General features: G+C 39.7%; 25 protein-coding genes and 1 pseudogene. 7 read left to right on the top strand and 19 right to left on the bottom strand.

Features of this window, described 5'->3' with window-relative positions:
* The 14 genes and pseudogenes from topA to HMPREF9182_RS00140 all read right to left on the bottom strand — a co-directional run bounded on the left by topA (window position 1) and on the right by HMPREF9182_RS00140 (window position 12246).
* Window positions 1-2094, bottom strand: coding sequence for a type I DNA topoisomerase (gene topA, locus HMPREF9182_RS00205; protein ID WP_128080222.1), 2094 nt, complete (start codon window positions 2092-2094; stop codon window positions 1-3).
* Window positions 2095-2178: 84 nt separating this feature from the next.
* Window positions 2179-3021 (bottom strand): DNA-processing protein DprA, encoded by an 843-nt coding sequence (dprA, locus tag HMPREF9182_RS00200; RefSeq protein WP_009443547.1) that lies wholly within the window; start codon window positions 3019-3021, stop codon window positions 2179-2181.
* A 62-nt stretch (window positions 3022-3083) separates the two neighbouring features.
* Window positions 3084-3638, bottom strand: coding sequence for a sugar O-acetyltransferase (locus HMPREF9182_RS00195; RefSeq protein ID WP_009754807.1), 555 nt, complete (start codon window positions 3636-3638; stop codon window positions 3084-3086).
* A 19-nt stretch (window positions 3639-3657) separates the two neighbouring features.
* Window positions 3658-4421 (bottom strand): annotated as a pseudogene (locus HMPREF9182_RS00190) (ribonuclease HII).
* The gene (ylqF, locus tag HMPREF9182_RS00185) at window positions 4408-5259 is read right to left on the bottom strand and encodes a ribosome biogenesis GTPase YlqF (protein ID WP_009443664.1); all 852 of its coding nucleotides are present in this window, start codon (window positions 5257-5259) and stop codon (window positions 4408-4410) included. Before ylqF ends, HMPREF9182_RS00190 begins: the two are co-directional and overlap by 14 nt.
* Window positions 5260-5562: 303 nt before the next feature.
* Window positions 5563-5901 carry an ATP cone domain-containing protein gene (locus HMPREF9182_RS00180; protein WP_009755104.1) on the bottom strand — a complete coding sequence of 113 codons (339 nt, stop codon included), beginning with the start codon at window positions 5899-5901 and terminating at the stop codon, window positions 5563-5565.
* A gap of 15 nt (window positions 5902-5916) precedes the next feature.
* Entirely contained in the window at window positions 5917-6420 is a 504-nt protein-coding gene (locus HMPREF9182_RS00175; RefSeq protein ID WP_009443890.1) for a GNAT family N-acetyltransferase, read from the bottom strand.
* A gap of 82 nt (window positions 6421-6502) precedes the next feature.
* Window positions 6503-7579, bottom strand: a complete 1077-nt coding sequence (locus HMPREF9182_RS00170) for an aspartate-semialdehyde dehydrogenase (RefSeq protein ID WP_009754404.1) — start codon at window positions 7577-7579, stop codon at window positions 6503-6505.
* A gap of 194 nt (window positions 7580-7773) precedes the next feature.
* Window positions 7774-8028 (bottom strand): hypothetical protein, encoded by a 255-nt coding sequence (locus HMPREF9182_RS00165; protein ID WP_176605742.1) that lies wholly within the window; start codon window positions 8026-8028, stop codon window positions 7774-7776.
* A 156-nt stretch (window positions 8029-8184) separates the two neighbouring features.
* Complete coding sequence (locus tag HMPREF9182_RS00160; protein ID WP_009754573.1) at window positions 8185-8709, bottom strand: GNAT family N-acetyltransferase; 525 nt, start codon at window positions 8707-8709, stop codon at window positions 8185-8187.
* Window positions 8706-9359, bottom strand: a complete 654-nt coding sequence (locus HMPREF9182_RS00155) for a DNA alkylation repair protein (protein WP_009754918.1) — start codon at window positions 9357-9359, stop codon at window positions 8706-8708. The genes HMPREF9182_RS00160 and HMPREF9182_RS00155 overlap by 4 nt, the downstream gene beginning before the upstream one ends.
* Window positions 9360-9362: 3 nt before the next feature.
* Window positions 9363-9971, bottom strand: a complete 609-nt coding sequence (locus HMPREF9182_RS00150; RefSeq protein WP_009443939.1) for a DUF5052 family protein — start codon at window positions 9969-9971, stop codon at window positions 9363-9365.
* Window positions 9972-9976: 5 nt separating this feature from the next.
* On the bottom strand, window positions 9977-10504 hold the full coding sequence (locus tag HMPREF9182_RS00145; protein ID WP_009754728.1) for a GNAT family N-acetyltransferase: 528 nt from the start codon (window positions 10502-10504) through the stop codon (window positions 9977-9979).
* Window positions 10505-10575: 71 nt separating this feature from the next.
* The gene (locus HMPREF9182_RS00140) at window positions 10576-12246 is read right to left on the bottom strand and encodes a formate--tetrahydrofolate ligase (protein ID WP_009443734.1); all 1671 of its coding nucleotides are present in this window, start codon (window positions 12244-12246) and stop codon (window positions 10576-10578) included.
* 185 nt (window positions 12247-12431) lie between these two features.
* Here HMPREF9182_RS00140 and HMPREF9182_RS00135 point away from each other — a divergent pair, with 185 nt between their 5' ends.
* The 5 genes from HMPREF9182_RS00135 to HMPREF9182_RS00115 all read left to right on the top strand — a co-directional run bounded on the left by HMPREF9182_RS00135 (window position 12432) and on the right by HMPREF9182_RS00115 (window position 16506).
* A complete protein-coding gene (locus HMPREF9182_RS00135) occupies window positions 12432-13124 on the top strand; it encodes a phosphopantothenate--cysteine ligase (RefSeq protein WP_009754527.1) in 693 nt (230 codons plus the stop codon).
* On the top strand, window positions 13121-13672 hold the full coding sequence (gene coaC / locus HMPREF9182_RS00130) for a phosphopantothenoylcysteine decarboxylase (RefSeq protein ID WP_009443531.1): 552 nt from the start codon (window positions 13121-13123) through the stop codon (window positions 13670-13672). The genes HMPREF9182_RS00135 and coaC overlap by 4 nt, the downstream gene beginning before the upstream one ends.
* Complete coding sequence (locus tag HMPREF9182_RS00125) at window positions 13656-14219, top strand: ECF transporter S component (protein ID WP_009754210.1); 564 nt, start codon at window positions 13656-13658, stop codon at window positions 14217-14219. Before coaC ends, HMPREF9182_RS00125 begins: the two co-directional genes overlap by 17 nt.
* Window positions 14220-14329: 110 nt before the next feature.
* Window positions 14330-16048 (top strand): phospho-sugar mutase, encoded by a 1719-nt coding sequence (locus tag HMPREF9182_RS00120; protein WP_009443196.1) that lies wholly within the window; start codon window positions 14330-14332, stop codon window positions 16046-16048.
* Between the two features lie 110 nt (window positions 16049-16158).
* Window positions 16159-16506, top strand: coding sequence for a thiol reductase thioredoxin (locus HMPREF9182_RS00115; RefSeq protein WP_009443993.1), 348 nt, complete (start codon window positions 16159-16161; stop codon window positions 16504-16506).
* A gap of 43 nt (window positions 16507-16549) precedes the next feature.
* Here HMPREF9182_RS00115 and mutY read toward each other — a convergent pair whose 3' ends face one another.
* The 5 genes from mutY to HMPREF9182_RS00090 form a co-directional block, all read right to left on the bottom strand.
* Window positions 16550-17710 (bottom strand): A/G-specific adenine glycosylase, encoded by a 1161-nt coding sequence (mutY, locus tag HMPREF9182_RS00110; RefSeq protein ID WP_037602369.1) that lies wholly within the window; start codon window positions 17708-17710, stop codon window positions 16550-16552.
* Window positions 17711-17773: 63 nt separating this feature from the next.
* The gene (gene pta, locus HMPREF9182_RS00105) at window positions 17774-18745 is read right to left on the bottom strand and encodes a phosphate acetyltransferase (RefSeq protein WP_009443680.1); all 972 of its coding nucleotides are present in this window, start codon (window positions 18743-18745) and stop codon (window positions 17774-17776) included.
* 34 nt (window positions 18746-18779) lie between these two features.
* Entirely contained in the window at window positions 18780-19667 is an 888-nt protein-coding gene (locus tag HMPREF9182_RS00100) for an RluA family pseudouridine synthase (protein WP_009754539.1), read from the bottom strand.
* Complete coding sequence (locus tag HMPREF9182_RS00095; RefSeq protein ID WP_009443513.1) at window positions 19657-20481, bottom strand: NAD kinase; 825 nt, start codon at window positions 20479-20481, stop codon at window positions 19657-19659. Before HMPREF9182_RS00095 ends, HMPREF9182_RS00100 begins: the two co-directional genes overlap by 11 nt.
* Window positions 20465-21130: a GTP pyrophosphokinase gene (locus HMPREF9182_RS00090; RefSeq protein WP_009443704.1), complete on the bottom strand. Its 666-nt coding sequence runs from the start codon at window positions 21128-21130 to the stop codon at window positions 20465-20467. Before HMPREF9182_RS00090 ends, HMPREF9182_RS00095 begins: the two co-directional genes overlap by 17 nt.
* A 101-nt stretch (window positions 21131-21231) precedes the next feature.
* Between HMPREF9182_RS00090 and HMPREF9182_RS00085 the strand changes: the two genes are divergently transcribed.
* Together HMPREF9182_RS00085 and HMPREF9182_RS00080 are read left to right on the top strand one after the other, a co-directional pair.
* Entirely contained in the window at window positions 21232-21801 is a 570-nt protein-coding gene (locus HMPREF9182_RS00085) for a CYTH domain-containing protein (protein WP_009754714.1), read from the top strand.
* 71 nt (window positions 21802-21872) lie between these two features.
* Window positions 21873-22829 (top strand): ribose-phosphate diphosphokinase, encoded by a 957-nt coding sequence (locus HMPREF9182_RS00080; protein ID WP_128080257.1) that lies wholly within the window; start codon window positions 21873-21875, stop codon window positions 22827-22829.
* The last annotated feature ends 3 nt before the right edge of the window (window positions 22830-22832 follow it).

Genomic DNA, 22832 nt, shown 5'->3' with positions numbered 1-22832 from the left:
TTATTTCACTTTTTCTTCTTCATAATCACCATTGCTGCAGACCACTTGCTTGCCGCCACCACGGACTTTCTTTTCAACCAGATAGTGGTCACATTTTGGACAGTTTCGTCCGACCGGCTTGTCCCAGGATGTAAAGTCACATTCTGGATAACGATCACATCCATAAAAAATGCGATTTCGCTTAGTCTTGCGTTCAATGACATGGCCTTTTTGGCACTGCGGGCATGTTACACCAATTTCCTTAACGATAGCTTGGGTATGGCGACAGTCCGGGAAATTACTGCAAGCATAAAATTTCCCAAATCTCCCTAGCTTGATAACCATCGGACTACCACAAACATCACAGTTAAAGCCTGCCGGCTCATCCTTGATTTGGATTTTTTCCATTTCAGACTCGGCTTTAGCTACTTCCTTTTCAAAAGGTCGATAAAACTCGTCAATAACCTTCTGCCATTGCTCTTTTCCGACTTCTACATCGTCCAGTTTTGCTTCCATCTCAGCTGTGAACTTTACATTCACAATATCTGGGAAAAATTCAACAATCAATGAATTGACAATTTCACCTAATTCTGTAGGTTCAAACCGTTTGGAAACCAGCTTAACGTAATAGCGTTTCTGAATAGTCTCAATGGTTGGTGCATACGTAGACGGCCGTCCAACTCCATTTTCTTCCAAAGTCTTAATAAGAGTCGCTTCAGAATAGCGTGCAGGTGGTTGGGTAAAGTGCTGTTCTGGATTGGTATTAACTCGCTTGACTGTATCTCCCTTTTCCATGTCCGGTAGCATTTTATTCTTGTCAGAGTCGTTATAAATAGCTAGATAACCATCAAATTTGACCTGACTACCATTGGCTGCAAATTGGACGCCATTTTGCCCCAGCTTGACATTCATAGTATCAAAGACTGCGGCTGTCATTTGGCTAGCTACAAAGCGGTTCCAAATCAACGTATAGAGCTTAAGCTGATCCTTATTCAAATATTTTGCGATGCTTTCTGGTGTATTGAATACACTAGACGGTCGAATAGCCTCATGCGCATCTTGAGCGCCAGAAGCGTTCTTAGCCTTACTACCATGTTTGGAATATTTAGCGCCAAATTTATCCGTGATAAAGCTTGCTGCTTCATTTTGCGCTACTGGACTGATACGAGTCGAGTCAGTACGCATATAGGTAATCAGACCTTGTACGCCAGAACCGATATTAATCCCCTCATAGAGCTGCTGAGCGACCATCATGGTCTTACGAGTCCGGAAGTTAATCTTATTAGCGGCATCCTGTTGCATAGAAGATGTTGTATAAGGTAGGGGAGCATTCCGTCTACGCTCTTTCTTTTCGACACTGTCAACTGTAAAATCATCTCCTTTAAGATGGGAGAGTACTTTTTTGACCTCGTCGTTGTTGGTCAGCTTCATCTTTTGACCATTCATGCCATAAAAGCTAGCCTGGAACTGACGTGTTCCTTTCTTAAAAGTTCCGTCAATAGTCCAATATTCTTCAGGTTTGAAGGTATTAATTTCGTTTTCACGATCGATAATTAGCTTGAGTGCGACTGACTGGACTCGACCAGCTGATAGGCCTTTTTTGACTTTCTTCCAGAGAATAGGAGAAATAGAATAACCAACCAAGCGGTCCAGAACTCGACGAGCCTGTTGGGCATCAACTAGATCCATATCAATCTGGCGCGGTTCTTTGAAAGCATTTTTGACCGCATCTTTAGTGATTTCGTTGAAGACGACACGGTTTTTTTCTTTTTCATCCAGATTAAGAATGTGGGCGAGATGCCAAGAAATAGCTTCTCCTTCACGGTCCGGGTCACTTGCTAAAAAGACTTGCTTGGCTTTCTTTGCCTCTTTTTTCAAGTCATTAATCAAAGGACCTTTACCACGGATATTGATGTATTGTGGCTCATAGTTATTCTTAATATCTACAGACATAGTGGACTTTTTCAAGTCACGAATATGCCCCACACTGGCCAGAACCTTATAGTTTCGTCCCAAATATTTTTCTATTGTTTTTGCCTTTGCTGGCGACTCTACGATGACAAGATTTTTTTTGGTCGTAGTGCCTTTCTTTGTTTTTGTTACCAATTTATACACCTTCTATTAGAAATAAAATCTCATAGAGTGTAAACTATTTTTTTAGCTTGTCAACTAGTAACTCTGTCTATAGGAAAACTTATTTTAAAATTCAAACTCAGAAAGCACGTCTGAACCTGTCATAATGCATTTTGCACCCTCTTGAATTAGGTGATGACAACCGTCAGATTTCCCATCTAAAATAGACCCCGGAATGGCAAAGACATCCCGTCCCTCTTCCATTGCCCTCTCACAGGTAATAAGGCTGCCTGAGCGCATCTTGGCTTCTGCCACAATGACACCTCGACAAAGTCCTGCAATTATTCGATTTCGCTCTGGAAAATGATATTTTAAAGGCTGTTCATCTGGCCCATACTCCGTTAAAACAAGATGATTCTTACCAATGTAGGACTGCAATTTTTTATTTGCTCTAGGATAAAAGACATCTAGACCTGTTCCAATAACAGCGATTGTACGTCCACCGTTTTGTAAAGCTGCCATATGGGCAGCGGTATCAATTCCACGCGCCAATCCACTTACAACAATGAGTTCATTATTCAATTCTTTGATGATTTTTTGGACAGACTGATTCCCCACCTTGCTACTATCTCGGCTACCAACTACTGCTACTTTAGGTAGATCTAAAAGTCGTAGATTTCCTTGATAAAATAGCAAAGCAGGCGGATTATAAATCTCACTCAAATCCCAAGGATAGCAATCATCCAAGATAGAAAATGATGGAAACTTCTCAAATTCTTCCTGTAAAAAATCATCATCAATTTGATTGTAACGTTCCATAAACAAGGCTGGATTTCGACATTCTGATACGACAGCAATATCGCGCAATGGTATCTCTTTATCCTTTGTTTCCGCGTATCTTAGGACATTTAAGACTTGAGCGTTCGTCAAGCCTGCTTGTTTCATTTTGTAAATTTCATAATTGTTCATTTTTTCACCTCACTAATACTATTCGTAAATAAAATAAAAAAAACGATAAAATTATCGTTTTTTCAACTTTTTATTTCTTTAATCACTCGTGCTGGGTTACCTGCTAAGACTACATTGTCTCCAAAAGACTTGGTTACTACTGATCCAGCACCAACTACAACATTGTCACCTAAAGTTACACCTGGCAGAATTGTCACGCCACCTCCAGCCCAGAAATTATTTCCAATAGTAATTGGCGCTCCGTATTCAATGCCAGAGTTTCTTTCCGTTGGATCAAGTGGATGTAAGGGAGTTAAAAGCTGACAATTAGGTCCAAGAAGCGCATTATCTCCAATGCGAATCGGACAAACATCTAATAAGGTCAAATTCCAGTTAGAACAAAAATTTTCTCCTAAATGAATGTTAATTCCGTAGTCGCAAACCAAATCTGGCTTCATAGCAAGATTATTTCCCGTACTGCCAAACCATTCTTTGATAATAGCACTTCTCTTGTCGCTGTCTTGCTCGTGGTTGAAACGATATTGAAATTCTTTGGAGCGTGATCTAATTTTTCTTAAATCTTCGTCTTGCGGTCTGTAAATCTCTCCAGCAATCATTTTTTCGTATTCGCTTTGCATGTCATCCTCCTTTTCATGCTTATTCACACATTGATTTTACGGGTTCAAATGTCTTGCGATGAATAGGAGTTACGCCGTTTCGCTCCAAGCCCTGCAAATGGCTCTTAGTGCCATAACCAGCATTTTGCGCAAAATCATAGCCAGGAAATTCCTTGTCATAGTCTATCATCAGCTTATCCCGAGTAACCTTAGCAACAATACTAGCTGCTGCGATAGACAGAGAATTGGCATCGCCTTTGATGATGGACTCTTGCGGAATATCAACATCCAGTTTCATAGCATCAATCAGCAGATAATCTGGCTTGAAACTCAACTTAGATAAAGCATCTTTCATAGCAAGCTTGGTCGCTTCGTAAATATTGACTTGGTCGATCACCGTATTATCCATGATACCAATACCAATCGCCAGAGCCTGATCCATGATTGCTTGATAGATGGCCATGTGTTTTTCTTAGGAATTTTTTTACTATCGTTGAGCCCCTTAATTTTACATTCTGGAGGTAAGATAACAGCTGCAGCGACAACTGGTCCAGCTAGTGGACCACGACCAACTTCATCAATACCTGCAATAGCTTGGTAGCCGGCTTTATAAAGCTCCTTTTCATACCGTAGCATTTGCTCCAGACGCAAATCCTCGTTTAACTCTGCTTGAATGGCTCTTTTACGCTTTTCAATCGCCTTTTGAACTCCGCTACGCTGGTCATTCACCACTTCTGCCAGAAAAGGATCACTCAAATCTGTCACTGACTCTAAACGTTGCTGAATTTCTTTAATCGTTGCCATCTAGTTCTCCAACTGTATCTAAGCAATAACGACCTAACTTACCATCACGGACATCTTTGACAAAAAGACTATAAAAACGGTCATAGTCATCACGGAAGCCAAGTTTTTGAGTCATATCCATAATCATATCAGGCGCCTCCTGACTTAGATCCAGCTGCTTGAAGCGAGCTGTCAGCTCTTCAGGATAGTGCTCCTTAAAGTAATTAAGACCAAAAATCGTCACCTCATCCATAGGGAGTAAGTTGTCCTTGATAGCTCCAGTTAGAGCAAGTTTGAGAGCAACCGTTTCATCTTCAAACTTAGGCCAGAGAATCCCTGGTGTATCCAAGATTTCCAAGTCTTTATTTGATTTGAGCCATTGCTGACCTTTAGTCACGCCAGGCTTATTCCCTACAACAGCGATTTTCTTACCTGCCAAGCGATTCATGAGGGTTGATTTACCGGCATTGGGAATACCGATTATCATAGTACGTAGGGTTTCGATGCGAATCCCTCTCTCTTTTTGACGCGCCAATTTATCAGCCATAAGTTTCTTAGCTGCGTCTGTTACTTTTTTTACTGCAGACTGCTCTTTGGAATTAATAGACAAGGTTGGAATCCCCTGAATTTCAAAATAGCCCTGCCATTCCTTAATACGCACAGGGTCTGCCAAATCGGCCTTGTTTAAAATCAAAAGCTTGGGTTTGTCACCCACAATCTTAGTCAGCATAGGATTTTGACTGGATAAAGGAAGCCTCGCATCAACCAGTATCGTCACAAAATCAACAAACTTAATATTTTCCTGTACCTGTCTCCTTGCCTTGGACATATGCCCAGGAAACCATTGAATCGTTGCCATAATTTATCCTTTCAATGAATATCATTGATAAAATTTTATATCTTTAACTATTTTAACATATTTCTAGAATTTAAGCGGGGGATTTCTAAAAAGAATCTCATTACCATAAAACAAAAAAGAGGCTGGGACAAAAGTCCTAGCCTCTCAATTGTCTTTGGATTGTCGAGCAAGAAGCAGTGGTTGAGTGGGCTCTACTACGCTGATTTCATCAACTTTTACAGCCCTACTCAACTGTGCGGAGGTGGGACGACGAAATCGAATTCTAACGAATTACCGATTTCTGTCCCACTCTCCTTTCTGATTTTATCTGACTTGTTCAAAATGCAGATGCACAGCAATATGATCTCCGTAGCCATTACGCTCTAAATCGCGTTGCAAACGATAAGAGATATAATGCTCTGCAATGGTAATATAACCCGCACCTAGAAGGCGACTTTCTACCATAGACTGGATCATACTGATTGTTGCACGCTCAACTTTTGCTTCTTGCAAATCCAAAGCAACCTTCTTTGTAACTTGAGCTAAATTCTGACGCAAATCATCTGTTAAAACATACACAGTCTGAGCCGCCTTCAAAATAGCTTGGTAAATTTTATCGGGGTCAAACTCAACCACTTCACCACTTCGTTTAATAACTTGCATAAAAAACTCCTTTAATTAAATATTTCTAATATAACGTAAATCTTTGGCTTGACTACTGTCAATCCAATTTTCTCGTGCTAATTCAAAAACAAATCCTTCTTTTTCGTAAAAAGAAATAGCATTCTGATTTCCTTCAGTAACTGTCACTGCTTGTTGCTTAGCCTGAAATCTTTCTTTTTGGTAAGTAGTTAATGTCTGTACTAAAGCATGGCCAATTCCCTTACGCTGAGATTGTGGCAAGACATAAAGAACATAAATATTTGCTTTATGATCCTCACTCATTCCTCCACCAATGCAGCCAAGTGGTCTACCATGCTCTTCAGCTAGCCAATAACCGTTCCATTCGAGAGAACATTCTGTCAAATCTTTTATCAAACGTTCTTTGCTATAAAAGATGCTAAAAATTTGTTCTATATATTGGCTTGAATAGATATTTTTATATGTCGTTTTCCAACTTTCCTTGCAAATACTTTGAATAGACTGAATATCATTTACATTTGCTTTGCGTATACTTAACATCAGCAACCCCCAAAGCCTAACTTTGCACTGCTATTACATCATTTTTATTTTATAATGCTGGTAGTTGAAATGTTCTTTTTAACTACTTTAATTCATAAACAAGTTCTTCAGTTGGACGAACTAAACCACGTTCATGTAAGGCCTCAGCAATTTGTACTGAGTTCCAAGCAGCTCCTTTAAGGAGGTTGTCAGATACAACCCACATGTGAACACCGTTTTCAACATCCAAATCCTTACGTACTCGTCCAACGAAAGTTTCTTTTCTTCCAACTGCATTAATTGCTTGTGGATAAATCTGATGAGCTACATCATCTTCTAAAATGGTGCCTGGAAAGGCTGCAATTGCTGCTTTTATGTCTTCGATAGAGGCAGGTTTTTTGGTTTCAATATAGACGGATTCAGAGTGACCTGACAAGACTGGGATTCGGACGCAAGTTGCAGAGACTTTGACAGAGTCATCTTCTAAGATTTTCTTAGTCTCCTTGGTCATTTTCATTTCTTCGTAAGTGTAGTCATTATCTGTAAAAACATCGATTTGTGGCAATGCATTAAACGCAATTGGATAATGCTTCTTGTCTCCGCCAGAAGGCAAGATAGTAGCAGTCAAATCCTTTGGAGCTACACCATCATTTAAAACCTGACGCAATTGTTCTTGCGTTTCAAGAATGGCACCCATACCCGCACCAGAAACAGCCTGATAAGTTGAGACAATCACGCGCTCGATTCCCCATTTGTCGGCAATTGCTTTGAGCGGTAGCATCATTTGAATAGTAGAGCAGTTTGGACAAGAAATAATTCCATTGTGGCGATCCAAAGCGTGGGCATTAACCTCTGGTACTACTAGTGGTGTTTTACTGTCTTGACGGAAGTAAGAAGTATTATCTACAACTACTGCCCCTGCCTTAACTGCATAAGGAGCATATTTTGCAGAAGTCGAGCCACCGGCAGAAAAAAGTGCAATGTCAACGCCCTCAAAAGCAGCTTCAGTAGTCTCTTCAATTACAATATCCTGCCCCTTAAACTGCAAAATCTTTCCAGCTGAACGTGCAGACGCTAAAAAGCGTACTTTATCAATAGGAAGACTTGATTCTTCCAACATTTTAATCATCTGAGCTCCAACGGCTCCGGTAGCACCCACCACAGCAACTGTATATCCCATAGCTTCCCTCACAGTATTTCAAAATTTTTATATTGCTAGTATTATACTATTTTTAGTATGAAATGTAAATTTTAGAAATATCTTTTCCTTATAATGCTAAATTTCTGAAAAATTTCTTATAATTATTTGAATCACAAGATTTTAAAAAAATTTACCAGTTTCCCCTCACGGTCAAAACCACATCAACTGCTCTACTACCCAACTGTCTTCTTCGAAGTCGTTTCGTCAAGAGCAATAGCACTCACGACGCCAACTGTCTCAATATCAATGTCTCTAAGCTCGGCTACGACTAGCCGTCTTGCCTCTCTAAGAGAGGGATCAAAGTTTACAGCTTTTGTTCTTACGAACAAAACTGCATCCACTGCTCTACGACTCAACTGCCTTCTTCGAAGTCGTCTCATCAAGAGCAATAGAAAATCCCCAATCCGAAGACTGGGGATTCGAGGCATCTTTCGATGAGAACAGCTGGTTCACACAACTGCTCAAGGTCCGCTCCTGCGTTACAATTAAATGTAGACCTCCTCAGCGCAAAAGGCTCCTAGGAGCCAATCGACTCATCGCATGAAGTCTAGTTTACCTTATCTTTCACCACTTTGTCAAGGTATTTAATCTAAAATATAAACAAAAACTTGTCTATCCTTCCACTCCTGTCCTTCTTTTTGGAATTGTTTCCGTACTCCTTCAAGATAGAAATCAGCTTGCTCTAGTAATTTTTGTGAAGGGATATTCTGTAGATTAACATGTGCTTCTAAACGATGAAATCCTAATTCACGACTGACTTGCTTGAGTTCTTCTAGCATTGCTCTGGCGTAGCCCTGACGCCAAAATTGATTATGTATCGTATAACCTATTTCCGCCCATTGAAAATCGTCTCTAGCTAACACAAATAAATTAACCATACCTACATGTTTTCCGCTTTTTGCGTCATAAATTCCCCAAATATACTGTTGGTCTTTCTCTCGGAAATCGCGGTGTTTAGCCACCAAATCCGCAAACCAACTTTCTGTACAAATTGTCATATCTAAAAGTCCATCATCAAACGGTGATTGGGAAGGCAGTCTATTGGAAAATCCTTCCAGCCAAACCGAGTAATCCTTATCTTCCAGATATTTTAAATAAACATGTTTCATAAATACTTACTTCCCTCTCGAATACTAAGCGCAGCCATTTCCACCCGATATCGTTCTATAAAATCCTTGACCCAGCCTGGATTGGTTTTAGAATAATCTCTCAGCGCCCAGCCAATGGCCTTGTTAATAAAGAATTCTGTTTGGCCTAGATTATTCACTAAAATCTTCTCCAAGAGCTCTGTGTCTGTTTCTTCTTTTCTAAGCAACTGATGATCAATAGCCAAGCGCCGCAGCCAGATATCCTCGTCGCAACTCCAAGTTAAAATAATCTCTTTGGTTTCTGGAAATCGAGCAATGATTGATCCAACCAAGCGGTCCAAAAAGTCAATGGTATCCCACCAAGATTTTGTTTGAGCCAGGTTTTTCAAACGTGACAAGTCAGATGGAGTCAATAGTTTCTTGCGAGTTTCCAGATAGTCCAGCGCAATGTACTGAAGTTCTCGATAGGGATTATTCCAAGCTTCATTTATAAAATCCCAGTCAATAACAGAGTCAGTCTGTTGTTTGAAAAAAGCCTTTGCGAGCTTCCGTCTAGCTGGAGTCTTGACTCCTAGGAACTCAAATTTATTTTTCATATAGGCTCTCATAGCAACTGCATCATCAGGGTTAGCTACTGCTTTCAGATTTTCAAGTAATTCTTCTACATCCATAACTTACTCCAGCAATTCACGGTCATAAATAGTGTAGTCGCAGCGGTAAATCACGAGGCGCTTGCCATCAATCAGCAATTCAGAAGTTTTAGGGGCATCAGATTTATCAAGAGAGACACGGTCGCCAGCATAAGCCGCTAGCGGAGTGCCGTTTTGAGAGCGAATCAAAATGACCTTTTTCTTTCCAGTAAAGTCGTTTTTAAAGATTGAAATCATACGATTTAAAACAGGGACAGAATGGCTATTCTCCTCAACATCTGCAGTCTTTTGATACTGGGCAAACACATCTTTCAAACCTTTTTCTTCTGCAATCAAGGAGGAGCCCACATGGTCAATCTCATACTTACCCAAGGTTATTTTGAGAACCGATGAATCTTCCTTGGAATTTCCTTCCGAATCAACTGAATCAAACTCCTCGTTACGCGAGATGGATAGGGACTTGCCCGACATCTGGTCAATAAGCTGAGAATTTTCATCATAGGTGCGAACCGTCATCTCTAAACCAATCCATTCCTCCTTGGCATTTTTAATCCAGTTTTCAATCATCTGACAACCAGATAAGGTAATTAAACCAATGGTTAAAAACAAAATAATTAGATATTTCTTTTTCATACTTTCTACTCCTTTTCTTTTAAAAACTTGATTGATTTAGCTTCCTTGTCTAAGGACTTTTGCAGCCAAACAATATCGTGCCAACGGTCGAATTTATAGCCGATTTTAGGGAAATGCGCTACTTGCTGGTAGCCTCTTTTTCGATGCAAAGCAAGACTAGCCTCGTTTGGAAGAGAAATACAGGCAAGAAAATGGATATAACCCATCTGCTTTAACAGGCCTTCTAGCGCATCATAAAGCCTAGTACCGACTCCCTGACCTCTAGCCTCTTGACTGACATAGACGGATAATTCCACCGCCCAATCATAGGCTGCACGCGCATAATAAGTCGAAGCATAGGCATAACCTAAAATTAAACCATCTTCTTCCGCTACCAGATAAGGATATTTTTCCAATGTTTTCGCAATCCTAGTTGCAAAATCCTCAATGGTCGGAACTTCATATTCAAAAGTGATAGCTGTATTCTCCACATATGGCGCATAAATATCTAATAAGGATCTAGCATCTGATGGCTTAGCAAATCTAATCTCCATAATGACTCCATGTTCTCCGTATTTTCATTATTATACCAAAAAAGACTCATAAAGAGCCTTTTAAACCATGATCAAAATAGACCAATCGCTGTGCCGTCTGACGCCACATCCATATTAAGTGCTGCAGGACGTTTTGGTAGGCCTGGCATGGTCATGACATCTCCCGTCAAAGCCACGATAAAGCCTGCCCCAAGTTTTGGTACCAACTCACGAATGGTAATTTCAAAGTTTTCTGGCGCACCCAGAGCAGCAGGATTGTCTGAGAAGCTATACTGTGTTTTGGCCATACAGATTGGCAGCTTGTCCCAGCCGTTTTTGACAATTTCACGAATCTGAGTCTGCGCTTTTTTCTCAAAGTTCACTTTTGAACCACGATAGATTTCTCTGACAATTTTTTCGATTTTTTCTTCAATAGATAAGTCATTGTCATAGAGGCGAGTGTAATGAGCAGGTTCTTCATCAATCGTTTTGACTACAGTCTCAGCTAAAGAAACACCACCTTCGGCGCCATCTGCCCAGACACTTGCAAGCTCAACAGGTACTCCGATTTCTGCACATAGGTCTTTAAGAGTAGCAATCTCAGCTTCCGTGTCTGATACAAATTCGTTGATGGCCACTACCACTGGAATACCGAACTTACGGATATTTTCAACGTGGCGTTTGAGATTAGCAAAACCTACACGGACTGCGTCTACATTTTCTTCTGTCAGTGCATCCTTAGCTACGCCGCCATTCATCTTAAGAGCACGAAGGGTTGCGACTATGACAACTGCATCTGGAGAAGTTGGTAAGTTCGGAGTCTTGATGTCCAAGAATTTCTCAGCACCAAGGTCCGCACCAAATCCTGCTTCTGTCACCGTATAATCGGCCAAGTGCAGTGCTGTGCTAGTCGCCAAAACAGAGTTACAGCCATGGGCAATATTTGCAAATGGGCCACCATGAACAAAGGCTGGTGTCCCATAAATAGTCTGAACTAGATTTGGCTTAATCGCATCTTTCAATACCAAAGCCAAGGCACCTTCGACTTCAAGATCACGGACATAGACAGGTGTACGGTCATAGCGATAGCCAATAACGATGTTAGCCAAGCGCTTTTTCAAGTCTTCAATATCCGTAGCTAAGCAAAGAATCGCCATAATTTCAGAAGCAACCGTGATATCAAAACCATCTTCGCGTGGAATACCATTCACCGGACTTCCTAGACCAACAGTCACATGACGAAGAGCTCGGTCATTCAGGTCCACAACACGTTTCCAGATAATACGACGCTGATCGATTCCCAGAGTATTTCCCTGATGCAAATGATTATCAATGAGTGCAGACAAGGCATTGTTAGCCGTCGTAATAGCGTGCATGTCTCCAGTAAAATGCAAGTTAATATCTTCCATGGGCAAGACTTGCGCATAGCCACCACCAGCTGCTCCTCCTTTGATCCCCATAACAGGACCCAAAGAAGGTTCACGAATGGCAATCATAGTCTTCTTACCAATTTTATTGAGCGCATCAGCAAGCCCAATGGTAATAGTCGATTTCCCTTCTCCAGCTGGAGTTGGATTGATTGCTGTTACCAAAATCAACTTTCCCACAGGATTTTTCTCTACTTCACGAATTTTATCAAAACTTAGCTTGGCCTTATACTTACCATACAGTTCCAAATCGTCATAACCAATACCAAGTTTCTCCACAACATCAACAATCGGTTGCAATTCAACACTCTGAGCAATTTCAATATCTGTCTTCATCATAAGCTCCTCTACATTTTATAAAACGATTATAACAAAAAAGAGTAAAATCTGCACTTTTAAAAACTATAATTCTTTTAATGTTCGGATTTTAAAAATAGTTATGTCATAATCAATTCTTTAAAACGATCTCTTTACCATAACATTTATTTTACTATTTCTTTGATTTCTTGTAAAATAAGTCTATGAACATATTGATTACCTCTGGAGGGACTAGCGAAAAAATTGATCAAGTCCGCTCTATTACCAATCATTCAACAGGTCAGCTAGGAAAAATCATCTCAGAGACTTTCTTAACAAAGGGCGACCATGTGACGTTAGTAACGACTCCCAAGGCAACTCGACCTGACTCTCATCCAAATTTAACCGTAATACTAGTCGAAAATGTTGCAAGTCTTCTCAAAACTTTGGAACCACTTGTTTACACGCATGATGTATTGATCCATGCAATGGCGGTCTCGGATTACAGCCCTATCTATATGACTGATTTTGATAGTGTAGCAACTAGCTCTAACTTAACAGAATTTTTACATAAAACCAACTCTGAAAGTAAGATTTCTTCTCAGGATGATGTCCAAGTCCTATTTCTCAAAAAGACCCCAAAAATTATCTCTTTAGTGAAAAATTGGAATCCCGATATTCGCTTGATTGGCTTTAAACTACTAGTTGATGTTGCTGATGAAGAGTTACTCGAGACCGCACGAGCTAGTCTCATAAAAAATCAAGCAGAACTCATCGTCGCTAATGACTTGACTGAAATTTCAAACCAGGAGCACAAAGCCTATCTTGTCGGAAGCAATACTACCATTCAAGCACATTCTAAAAAAGAGATTGCCCAGCTCCTTTATCAACAAATGCATAAGGAGGAAAGACAATGACAAGCATTACTCTTGCTGTTAGCGGAAGTATATCTGCCTATAAAGCGGCTGATATTATCAGCAAACTCAAAAAAGAAGGATTTGAAGTGACAGTTCTCATGACAGAGGCTGCAACAGAATTTATTACACCCCTGACTCTGCAGGTTTTATCTCAAAGACCAGTAGCAACTAATATAATGCAAGAACTTGAGCCCAACAAGATTAATCACATTGACATCGCTAAAAAATCTGATCTATTTTTGCTAGCACCTGCTACAGCCAACACCATTGCTAAACTAGCAAACGGCTTTGCTGATAATATGGTCACAACTACTGCTCTGGCATTGCCCCCTCAAGCAAAAAAAGTCTTAGCTCCAGCAATGAACACAAAGATGTATGAAAATCCACTAACTCAGCATAATTTGGAGCGTCTTGAGCGTTTTGGTTGGAAAATTATCCAACCACGTGAGGCAGCGCTAGCCTGTGGTGATCAGGGGACAGGTGCTCTAGCTGAGATTGATACAATAATTGATACAGTAAAGGAACTTATTTATGAAAAAACAGTCTAAAATTGCTCAAGTTGCCATCTTTTTTGCCATTATGTTGGTGCTTCACCTTCTCAGTACAGTAATTTTCAATCTATTACCTTTACCGATTAAACCTACAATTATTCATATTCCAGTCATTATTGCAAGCATTCTCTATGGACCAAGAGTTGGTGCAACCTTGGGCGCCCTTATGGGGATTATTAGTGTGATCACAAATACCTTGATTGTGCTACCAACTAGCTACCTCTTTAGTCCGTTTGTACCCAATGGAAATCTATCTTCATTGCTCATCGCTATGTTGCCTCGCATCCTTATCGGTATCACCCCTTACTATGTTTATAAAAGTATGAAAAACAAGGTAGGATTGGTCATAGCTGGCTCCATTGGCTCTGCTACTAACACTATTTTTGTCTTGGGAGGGATTTTCTTTTTATTCTCAAATGTTTATAACGGAAATATTCAGACACTTTTAGCAGTTGTACTTTCTGCAAATTCCACTACTGAATTGGTTGTTTCTGCAATTCTTACAGTAAGCGTTGTACCAATACTTGAAAAAATAAGAAAATAATTACGCTATTTTGTGATTTTTTTATTAAAACATGCTATAATGAAAGCGATTAATTATAAATTTTCTGTGTGTATAGTTTTCAACATAGATTAACAATAAGGAGAAATAAAATGACTTATCAAGATAACTTCCAAAAATGGCTTAATTATGCTGAACTTCCAGACTATCTTCGTGAAGAATTGAACAGTATGGATGAAAAAACTAAGGAAGATGCCTTTTATACTAATCTTGAATTTGGTACTGCTGGTATGCGCGGTCTGATCGGTGCTGGTACTAACCGTATCAATATTTATGTTGTCCGTCAGGCAACGGAAGGTTTGGCTCGCTTGATTGATGAAAAAGGTGATGAGTTCAAAAAACGCGGTGTTGCGATTGCTTACGATAGTCGCCATTTCTCACCTGAGTTTGCCTTTGAATCTGCTGCTGTTTTAGTTAAACACGGCATCAAGTCCTATGTCTTTGAAAGTCTGCGCCCAACTCCAGAACTTTCATTTGCGGTACGTCATTTAGGAACTTTTGCTGGTATCATGATTACAGCCAGCCACAATCCTGCTCCATTTAACGGTTACAAGGTTTATGGAGAAGACGGTGGACAAATGCCTCCACATGACGCGGACGCTTTAACTACATACATTCGTGCTATCGAAAATCCATTTACTGTGGAAGTTGCTGATGTAGAAGCTGAAAAAGCTTCTGGCTTGATTGAAGTGATTGGTGATGCTATTGATGCTGAATACCTCAAGGAAGTGAAAGATGTCAATATCAACCAAAAACTGATTGATGAATACGGCAAGGACATGAAGATTGTCTATACTCCACTGCACGGTACTGGTGAAATGCTGGCTCGTCGCGCTTTGGCTCAAGCTGGATTTGATTCTGTAGAAGTTGTTGAAGCTCAAGCTCTAGCTGATCCAGACTTCTCTACTGTTAAGTCTCCAAACCCTGAAAGCCAAGCAGCCTTCGCTCTTGCTGAGGAATTAGGTCGCAAGGTTGGCGCAGATGTATTGGTCGCAACTGACCCAGATGCTGACCGTGTCGGTGTTGAAGTTCTGCAAAAAGACGGTAGCTACCTCAACCTTTCTGGCAACCAAATCGGGGCTATCATGGCTAAGTACATCTTGGAAGCTCATAAGAGTGCTGGAACTCTGCCAGCTAACGCAGCTCTCTGTAAGTCTATCGTTTCTACTGACTTAGTGACTAAGATTGCTGAAAGCTATGGCGCAACCATGTTCAATGTCTTGACTGGTTTCAAATTTATCGCAGAGAAAATCCAAGAATTCGAAGAAAAACACAATCACACCTACATGATGGGATTTGAAGAAAGCTTCGGCTATTTGATTAAACCATTTGTACGTGATAAAGATGCTATCCAAGCTGTTTTGGTTGTAGCTGAGCTTGCTGCCTACTACCGTTCACGTGGCTTGACTCTGGCTGACGGTATCGAAGAAATTTACAAAGAGTATGGTTACTTTGCTGAAAAAACAATCTCTGTAACCTTATCAGGTGTTGATGGAGCTGAGCAAATCAAGGCTATCATGGCTAAGTTCCGTAACAATGCTCCAAAAGAATGGAATGCAACAGCTATCTCTATCACAGAAGACTTCAAAGCGCAAACAGCTACAGCAGCTGATGGAACTGTCTCAACATTGACTACTCCTCCTAGTGACGTTTTGAAATACACCTTGGCTGACGGTTCTTGGATTGCAGTCCGTCCTTCTGGAACTGAACCAAAAATCAAATTCTATATTGCTGTTATCGGCGATAGTAATGAAGATGCTCAAGCAAAAATTGCTACTATTGAAGCTGAAATTAATGCTTTTGTAAAATAAGAAATTATAAAAGATGAGACCAACCAATCTCATCTTTTTTCGTATCAAATTTAAGCAATTTTAGAAACTTTATGGCATACTAGTTTTATCAAAAGAAATGAGGATGATTTATGGAACAATTTGCTCAAAACATTAAAGACTTAGAGGTCACAACTGTAGACCGAGCTCGCCAAGTGATTGCTGACAAAGAAACAGCAACTTTCTTCGTTGGTCGCAAAACTTGCCCTTACTGCCGTAAATTCGCTGCTACTCTTGCTGGCGTTGTCGCTGATACCAAGGCGCATATTTTCTTTATCAATAGCGAAGAAGCCAGCGAATTAGAGAAACTACAAGCATTCCGCTCTGAATACAGCATTCCGACAGTTCCTGGTTTTGTTCATGTTCAAGATGGCCAAGTATCAGTTCGTTGTGATTCTTCTATGACTGCAGATGAAATTAAAGCTTTTGCAAACTTGTAAAATTGATTCAAAAAAATCTGAGACCAAATTAGTCTCAGATTTTTTATTTATTTCTAACATCTTGAAAAGCCTCCCACATCTTCTGCTGGGGCTTGGCGAAGGGGTAATTTCCAAAATCTTCTGGATGAAGCCACAAGACCTCTCCATCAGCTGCGATCTGGCTATCGTTAACTCGGCCATAAGCTAACTGGATATGCCACTTACGATGACTGAAGACATGTTTCACTTTTGAAAAGGACTGCTGCTGCCAATCAACCTTCAAATCATAATCCTGCTCAAAGCTTTCTTGAGGAGACAGATCCAGACTTGGCTGATTTTCAGCTTCCTCAAATAAGGACATCTGATTTTCAGTTTGAAATTCCTCGACTTCAATCAAGGGAAAATGCCAAAAACCAGATAACAAGCCAGCAGCCTCATTCTTCTCAAGCAAGAATTGTCCCTGTTCGTTTTCAATAATCAATCCCTGCAGATAGACCGAAACTGGCTTCTTTTTAGGCGCTTTGATTGGATATTTATCCATAGTTCCGTGCAAATAAGCTGCGCTAAATTCCTTTACAGGACTGTCTTCTGGACGAGGATTAACAGGAGCTTCGATATCTGACCCCAGATCCATCAGTGCCTGATTGAAATCTCCAGGTCTGCCTGGATCAATCAGAATCTCCATCATAGCCTGAAATACCTTCCGATTGCTAGGTTGGCCAATATCTAAATCAACTTCAAATAATCGACTCAGCACCCGCATAACATTGCCATCTACCGCAGGCTCAGCTAGACCAAAGGCAATACTAGCAATGGCACCAGCCGTATAAGGTCCAATCCCTTTAAGGCAAGCAATTCCTTCATAGCTAGCAGGAAATTTTCCAGAAAAATCCGTCATTATCTGCTGAGCTGCTTTTTGCATATTTCTCACACGCGAATAATAGCCCAACCCTTCCCAAGCCTTGAGCAGCCTATCCTCTGGCGCATATGCTAAGTCAGCTACAGTCGGAAACCAGTCAAGAAAACGCTCATAGTAAGGAATCACCGTATCCACCCGAGTCTGCTGCAGCATAATCTCAGAAACCCAGATATGATAAGGATTATTTGTTCTACGCCAAGGCAGGTCACGTTTGTTTTCATCATACCAAGTTAATAATTTCTCGCGAAAAGAGGCAATTTTATCTGCCTCCCACATCTCAATTCCATATTTTTTCAAATCTAGCATAAATCTAGTATAGCATAAGAACTCTTGAGCAACAAAAAAGGAGTATTGACTCCTTTTCATAAATTAGTGAACAGCCTGTGCAGCGGTAATGAGAGTTAATTTATAAACATCATCAGAGTTGCAACCACGTGATAGATCATTAACTGGCTTATTAAGTCCTTGTAATACAGGTCCAACTGCTGCAAAACCACCTAGACGCTCAGCCATTTTATAACTGATATTTCCCGCCTCAATACTTGGGAACACAAATACTGTCGCATGTCCTGCTACTTTGCTACCAGGTGCTTTCAATTCTGCTGTAGCTGGTACAAAAGCTGCATCAAATTGTAGTTCACCATCAATAGCTAAATCTGGTCGTTGCTCTTGGGCGATTCGTGTTGCTTCTACTACTCTATCTACATCTTCTCCAAAGCCACTACCTTTTGTTGAATAACTTAACATAGCTATTTTAGGATCAATCCCAAACATTTTAGCTGTACTTGCAGAGTTAATAGCGATCTCAGCCAAAACATCGGCTTCCGGTTTAATATTAATAGCACAATCACTAAAAATATAACGTTCATCACCACGAATCATCAAGAGAGCTCCAGAAGTACGTGAGATGCCTGGCTGAGTTTTAATGATTTGCAATGCTGGGCGCACAGTTGCTGCTGTTGTGTGAATCGCTCCTGAGACCATTCCATCAACCAATCCCATATATACCAGCATGACTCCAAAATAGTTGACATCGTCAATCAAAAGTTTACGAGCATCTTCTTCTGACAGTTTTCCCTTACGTCGTTCAACTAAACTTGCAACCATCTTATCAAATTCATCATAATGATGAGGATCAATCACTTCATAACCATCCATGACTCCCTCAATCTCTAAATAAATCTTGATTTTTTCTGGGTTTCCAAGTAAAACTGGTGTGACTTCTGACTCTTTCACCAATCTTTTTGTTGCTTGAAGGATGCGTGGCTCTTCTCCTTCTGGTAATACTACACGCGCATTTTTTCCAGATAGGCTAGCATTTAATTGTTCAAAAATTTTCATAAAATAAGAATCTCCTAAATAAATAAAGTACGTTTTAATGCGAAAGTTTATTGATAACTGTTTGAAAATCATCTGGCAAAGGACTTGCACGACCAACTTCTTCACCATTAAAAGGGTTGTAAAAATTTAAGGAATGGCAATGTAAAGCTTGACGAGTAATGCCATCAGACAAGCTTCCGCCATACAAGTCATCTCCTAAAAGCGGGAAACCAATATGAGAAAAATGTACCCGAATCTGATGAGTACGTCCTGTATGCAAGTGGATATCTACCAGATAAATGTTGCCGTATTGTTCTAAAATCTTATAGCTAGTATGAGCGTATTTCCCACCTTTTGCGACTCTTCGAGTAATAATACTGTCTTCATCTCGTGCAATGGGAGCGATAATGTCGCCTTCCTTTTCCAAATCCCCAGCACCTTTAACCAGAGCAAGATAGCGCTTCTCAATTGATCGGCTTTGTAGTTGTTTATCTAATCTGGCATGTGCATAACCGTGTTTAGCAAACAACATTAAGCCACTGGTATCCTTGTCTAAACGTGTTACTATATGGACTTGATGATTCTCATATCCTGAATGTATATAATAAGCCTTGACATAATTCGCCATTGTATTGGAGTGATTTGCACTAGGAATACTTGCCACACCAGCAGGTTTATCAACAATTAAAAAATGGTCATCTTCATAAATGATTTCCAAGTCTTCAGAAATTGGTTTCAGCGTTTCAAATCCATCTTCTCTCGGAATATCTATTGTAACTTTATCACCAATATCCAATAAATAAATAGCATTTTGCGGCGTATCATTCACTAGAATAGAGCCGCCTGCAAATTTTATTTTAGCAAGAAGCCCCTTTGAAACATCATGTTTCTTTAGAAAAGTTTTGACTTTAACGTGTTCATCAGCAATAAACTCAAATCTCATCATCAACCTCTCCAATAAAGGCATCTTTCACACGATTCCAAAAACTTGTGTGACTTGGACTGGCTACAAAATGAATCTTATGGTTGTCAATTTGGAATTCAACTTTTTCAATATACTTAAAAGTATATGTTTGGTTATCAATCGAGATAGTATGTTCATCATTTCGAGTTGGCACAATCTCAATTTTATCTTTTTTAGGAACAATAATAGAGGATCCCAAGGTTCGATAAACACGGTTATTTAAACTAGCTACTTCTGCAATTTGTAAAGCCTCGATCGTTGGATGAAGAACTGCTCCTCCCAAGGATTTATTATAAGCAGTGCTACCAGTTGGAGTCGAGACAGAAATACCATCGCCACGGAAACGTTCAAATGGCACATGGTTAATGACAACATCTGCCACCATTGTTCGATCAGAACGCTTAATAGTCGCTTCATTCAAGGCCAACATGCTGTGTATTGAACCATCCTCTAACAAGATACGGATATTTAAAATGGGATAAGAGACCTTAGCACCAGTATCCAATTTCAAATTATCAATCAGCTTGTCAATCTCAAAATCTCTATAATCAGTGTAAAATCCTAAATGCCCTGTATGCACACCAACAAAGCGCACTTTATCCAATTGATCTTCATACTTATGAAAGACTGATAAAAGCATGCCATCGCCACCTATCGAAATGACTATATCAGGATTTTTATCAGTTAGTACAAAATGATTCTGACGTAATTTTTGAATCAATAGCTGACAAATTTCTTTGCTTTGTGGCTTATGATTGCTAAAAATAGCAATTCGTTTATCTATATTCTTCATCTGTGTCGTCACTATTCCCTACACCATCATGTAACTTACGATACGGTGGATCAAAAAGAGCTTGCGCTTCTTGTATATCATGTCGAATTTCCCCCATCGTCTTATCTAATTCATAAGCGATGCGAGCAGTCAATTCTAGCCGTTCTTTAATCTCTTGAGGAAATTCTCCCTTATATTTATAATTAAGCGAATGTTCAATCGTCGCCCAAAAATTCATAGCTAAAGTCCGAATTTGTATTTCAGCCAAGACAAGCTTACTGCCATCAATAGTATCTACAGGATACTCAATGATAACATGATAGCTACGATAACCGCTCGGTTTCTTATGAGTGATATAATCGCGCTCCAGCACAATTCGCATATCCTGTCGCTGATGTAAAACTTGTAGGACTTCTGCGATATCATCTTCAAACTGGACCATGATCCTAAGACCAGCAATATCTTGCATATCTTGTGCGAGATTCTCCAAATGAATTCCTTGGAGCTTCATCTTTTCTTGGATACTCTCAACAGATTTAACTCGTCCAGTCACAAACTCAATTGGCGAGTGACGTTGTTGTTTCCGATATTGCTTTCGAATCCCACGCAGCTTAATTTTTAATTCTCCAACCGCCTGAACATACGGATCTAAAAATTCTTCCCATTCCATAGGCCTATCACTCACCTTGTCTTTTTCATTATTATCTTATAAAATAAATACGTCTATTATTATAACATAAATCGCTTTCAAACAAAAGAAAAGGAACTATTATGAACCATTTGGAAATCGAATTTAAATCTGGTTTAACCAAAGAACAATTCTTAAGTATACTACCACTTTTCAAGGATATACAACCCATAAAACAAACGAACTACTATATTGACACACCTGATTTTGCTATCAGAGATCACAAAATGGCGCTGCGTATCAGAACTTTTGAAAACTCAGCTGAATTAACCTTAAAAGTTTCACAAACAATTGGAAATATGGAATACAACCAACAGCTAAAAGCCTCAGAAGTAAAGCTTCTTTTAGAAGAGCTTGTATTTCCGCCAGGAGAAATTTTAAATTACTTACTTGAAGCGACAATTCCTATAGAAAATTTAAAAATCCTAGGACATCTCACAACGATTCGCCGAGAAATGGAACATAAAATTGGCTTGCTAGCATTAGACGAAAATTCATATTTCGACATTACTGACTATGAAATTGAGCTAGAAGTCCAAAATCCAGAAAAAGGAAAAATTGATTTCTTAAACTTTTTAGAACAAAATAAACTTCCATATACGCACCTAAAAAGCAAGATAGCTAGATTTGCTAAAAACTTGCCAAATAGCTGAAAAAATATCATATTTTTGATAAAATAGAAAATAGAAAATTAAAGGAGTTATCTTTAGGTATGTTCGCTTCAATTCAAGACAAAAAAAACATGAAATTGTTCTCTCTAAACTCAAATCATGCTATTGCCGAAAAGATTGCAAACGCAGCTGGTGTTCCACTTGGCAAACTTTCATCTCGACAATTTTCAGATGGTGAAATCCAAGTAAATATAGAAGAAAGCGTTCGTGGTTTTGATGTTTTTATCATTCAATCTACCAGTTTTCCTGTTAACAATCACTTAATGGAACTACTGATTATGGTAGATGCATGCAATCGTGCAAGTGCAAATTCTGTCAATGTGGTAATCCCTTATTTTGGCTATGCTCGTCAGGATCGCACTGCTGCACCACGCGAACCAATCACAGCTAAACTTGTTGCAAATATGCTTGTAAAAGCAGGAGTTGATCGTGTTTTGACGCTTGATTTGCATGCTGTACAAGTACAAGGTTTCTTTGATATTCCTGTTGATAATCTCTACACTGTTCCACTATTTGCCAAACATTATTGCGATAAAGGATTAATTGGTGAAGATGTTGTGGTCGTTAGTCCTAAAAATTCTGGTGTTAAGCGTGCTCGTAGCCTTGCTGAACACTTGGATGCTCCTATTGCTATCATTGATTATGCACAAGATGACACTCACCGGAATGAAGGTTATATTATTGGTGATGTCGCTGGGAAAAAGGCTATCTTAATTGATGACATCTTGAATACTGGACGCACTTTTGCAGAAGCTGCAAAAATTGTTGAGCGAGAAGGAGCTGTCGAAATCTATGCCGTCTCAAGTCATGGTCTTTTTGTAGATGGTGCCGCTGAAAGGCTAGATGCTGCTCCAATCAAAGAAATTTTAGTCACTGACTCCGTTGATACCAAAGAGAAAACTCCAAGAAATATCCAATATATAACAGCAAGTGAGCTGATTGCAGATGCAATTATACGTATCCAAGAGAGAAAACCAGTCAGTCCACTCTTTGCATATAGCAAAAAATAAGGA

Source organism: Streptococcus sp. oral taxon 056 str. F0418, from assembly GCF_000220065.1.
In the GTDB taxonomy this organism is placed as follows: domain Bacteria; phylum Bacillota; class Bacilli; order Lactobacillales; family Streptococcaceae; genus Streptococcus.
Note: the sequence above shows the minus strand (reverse complement) of the source record. Positions and strands in the feature narration are given on the sequence as shown.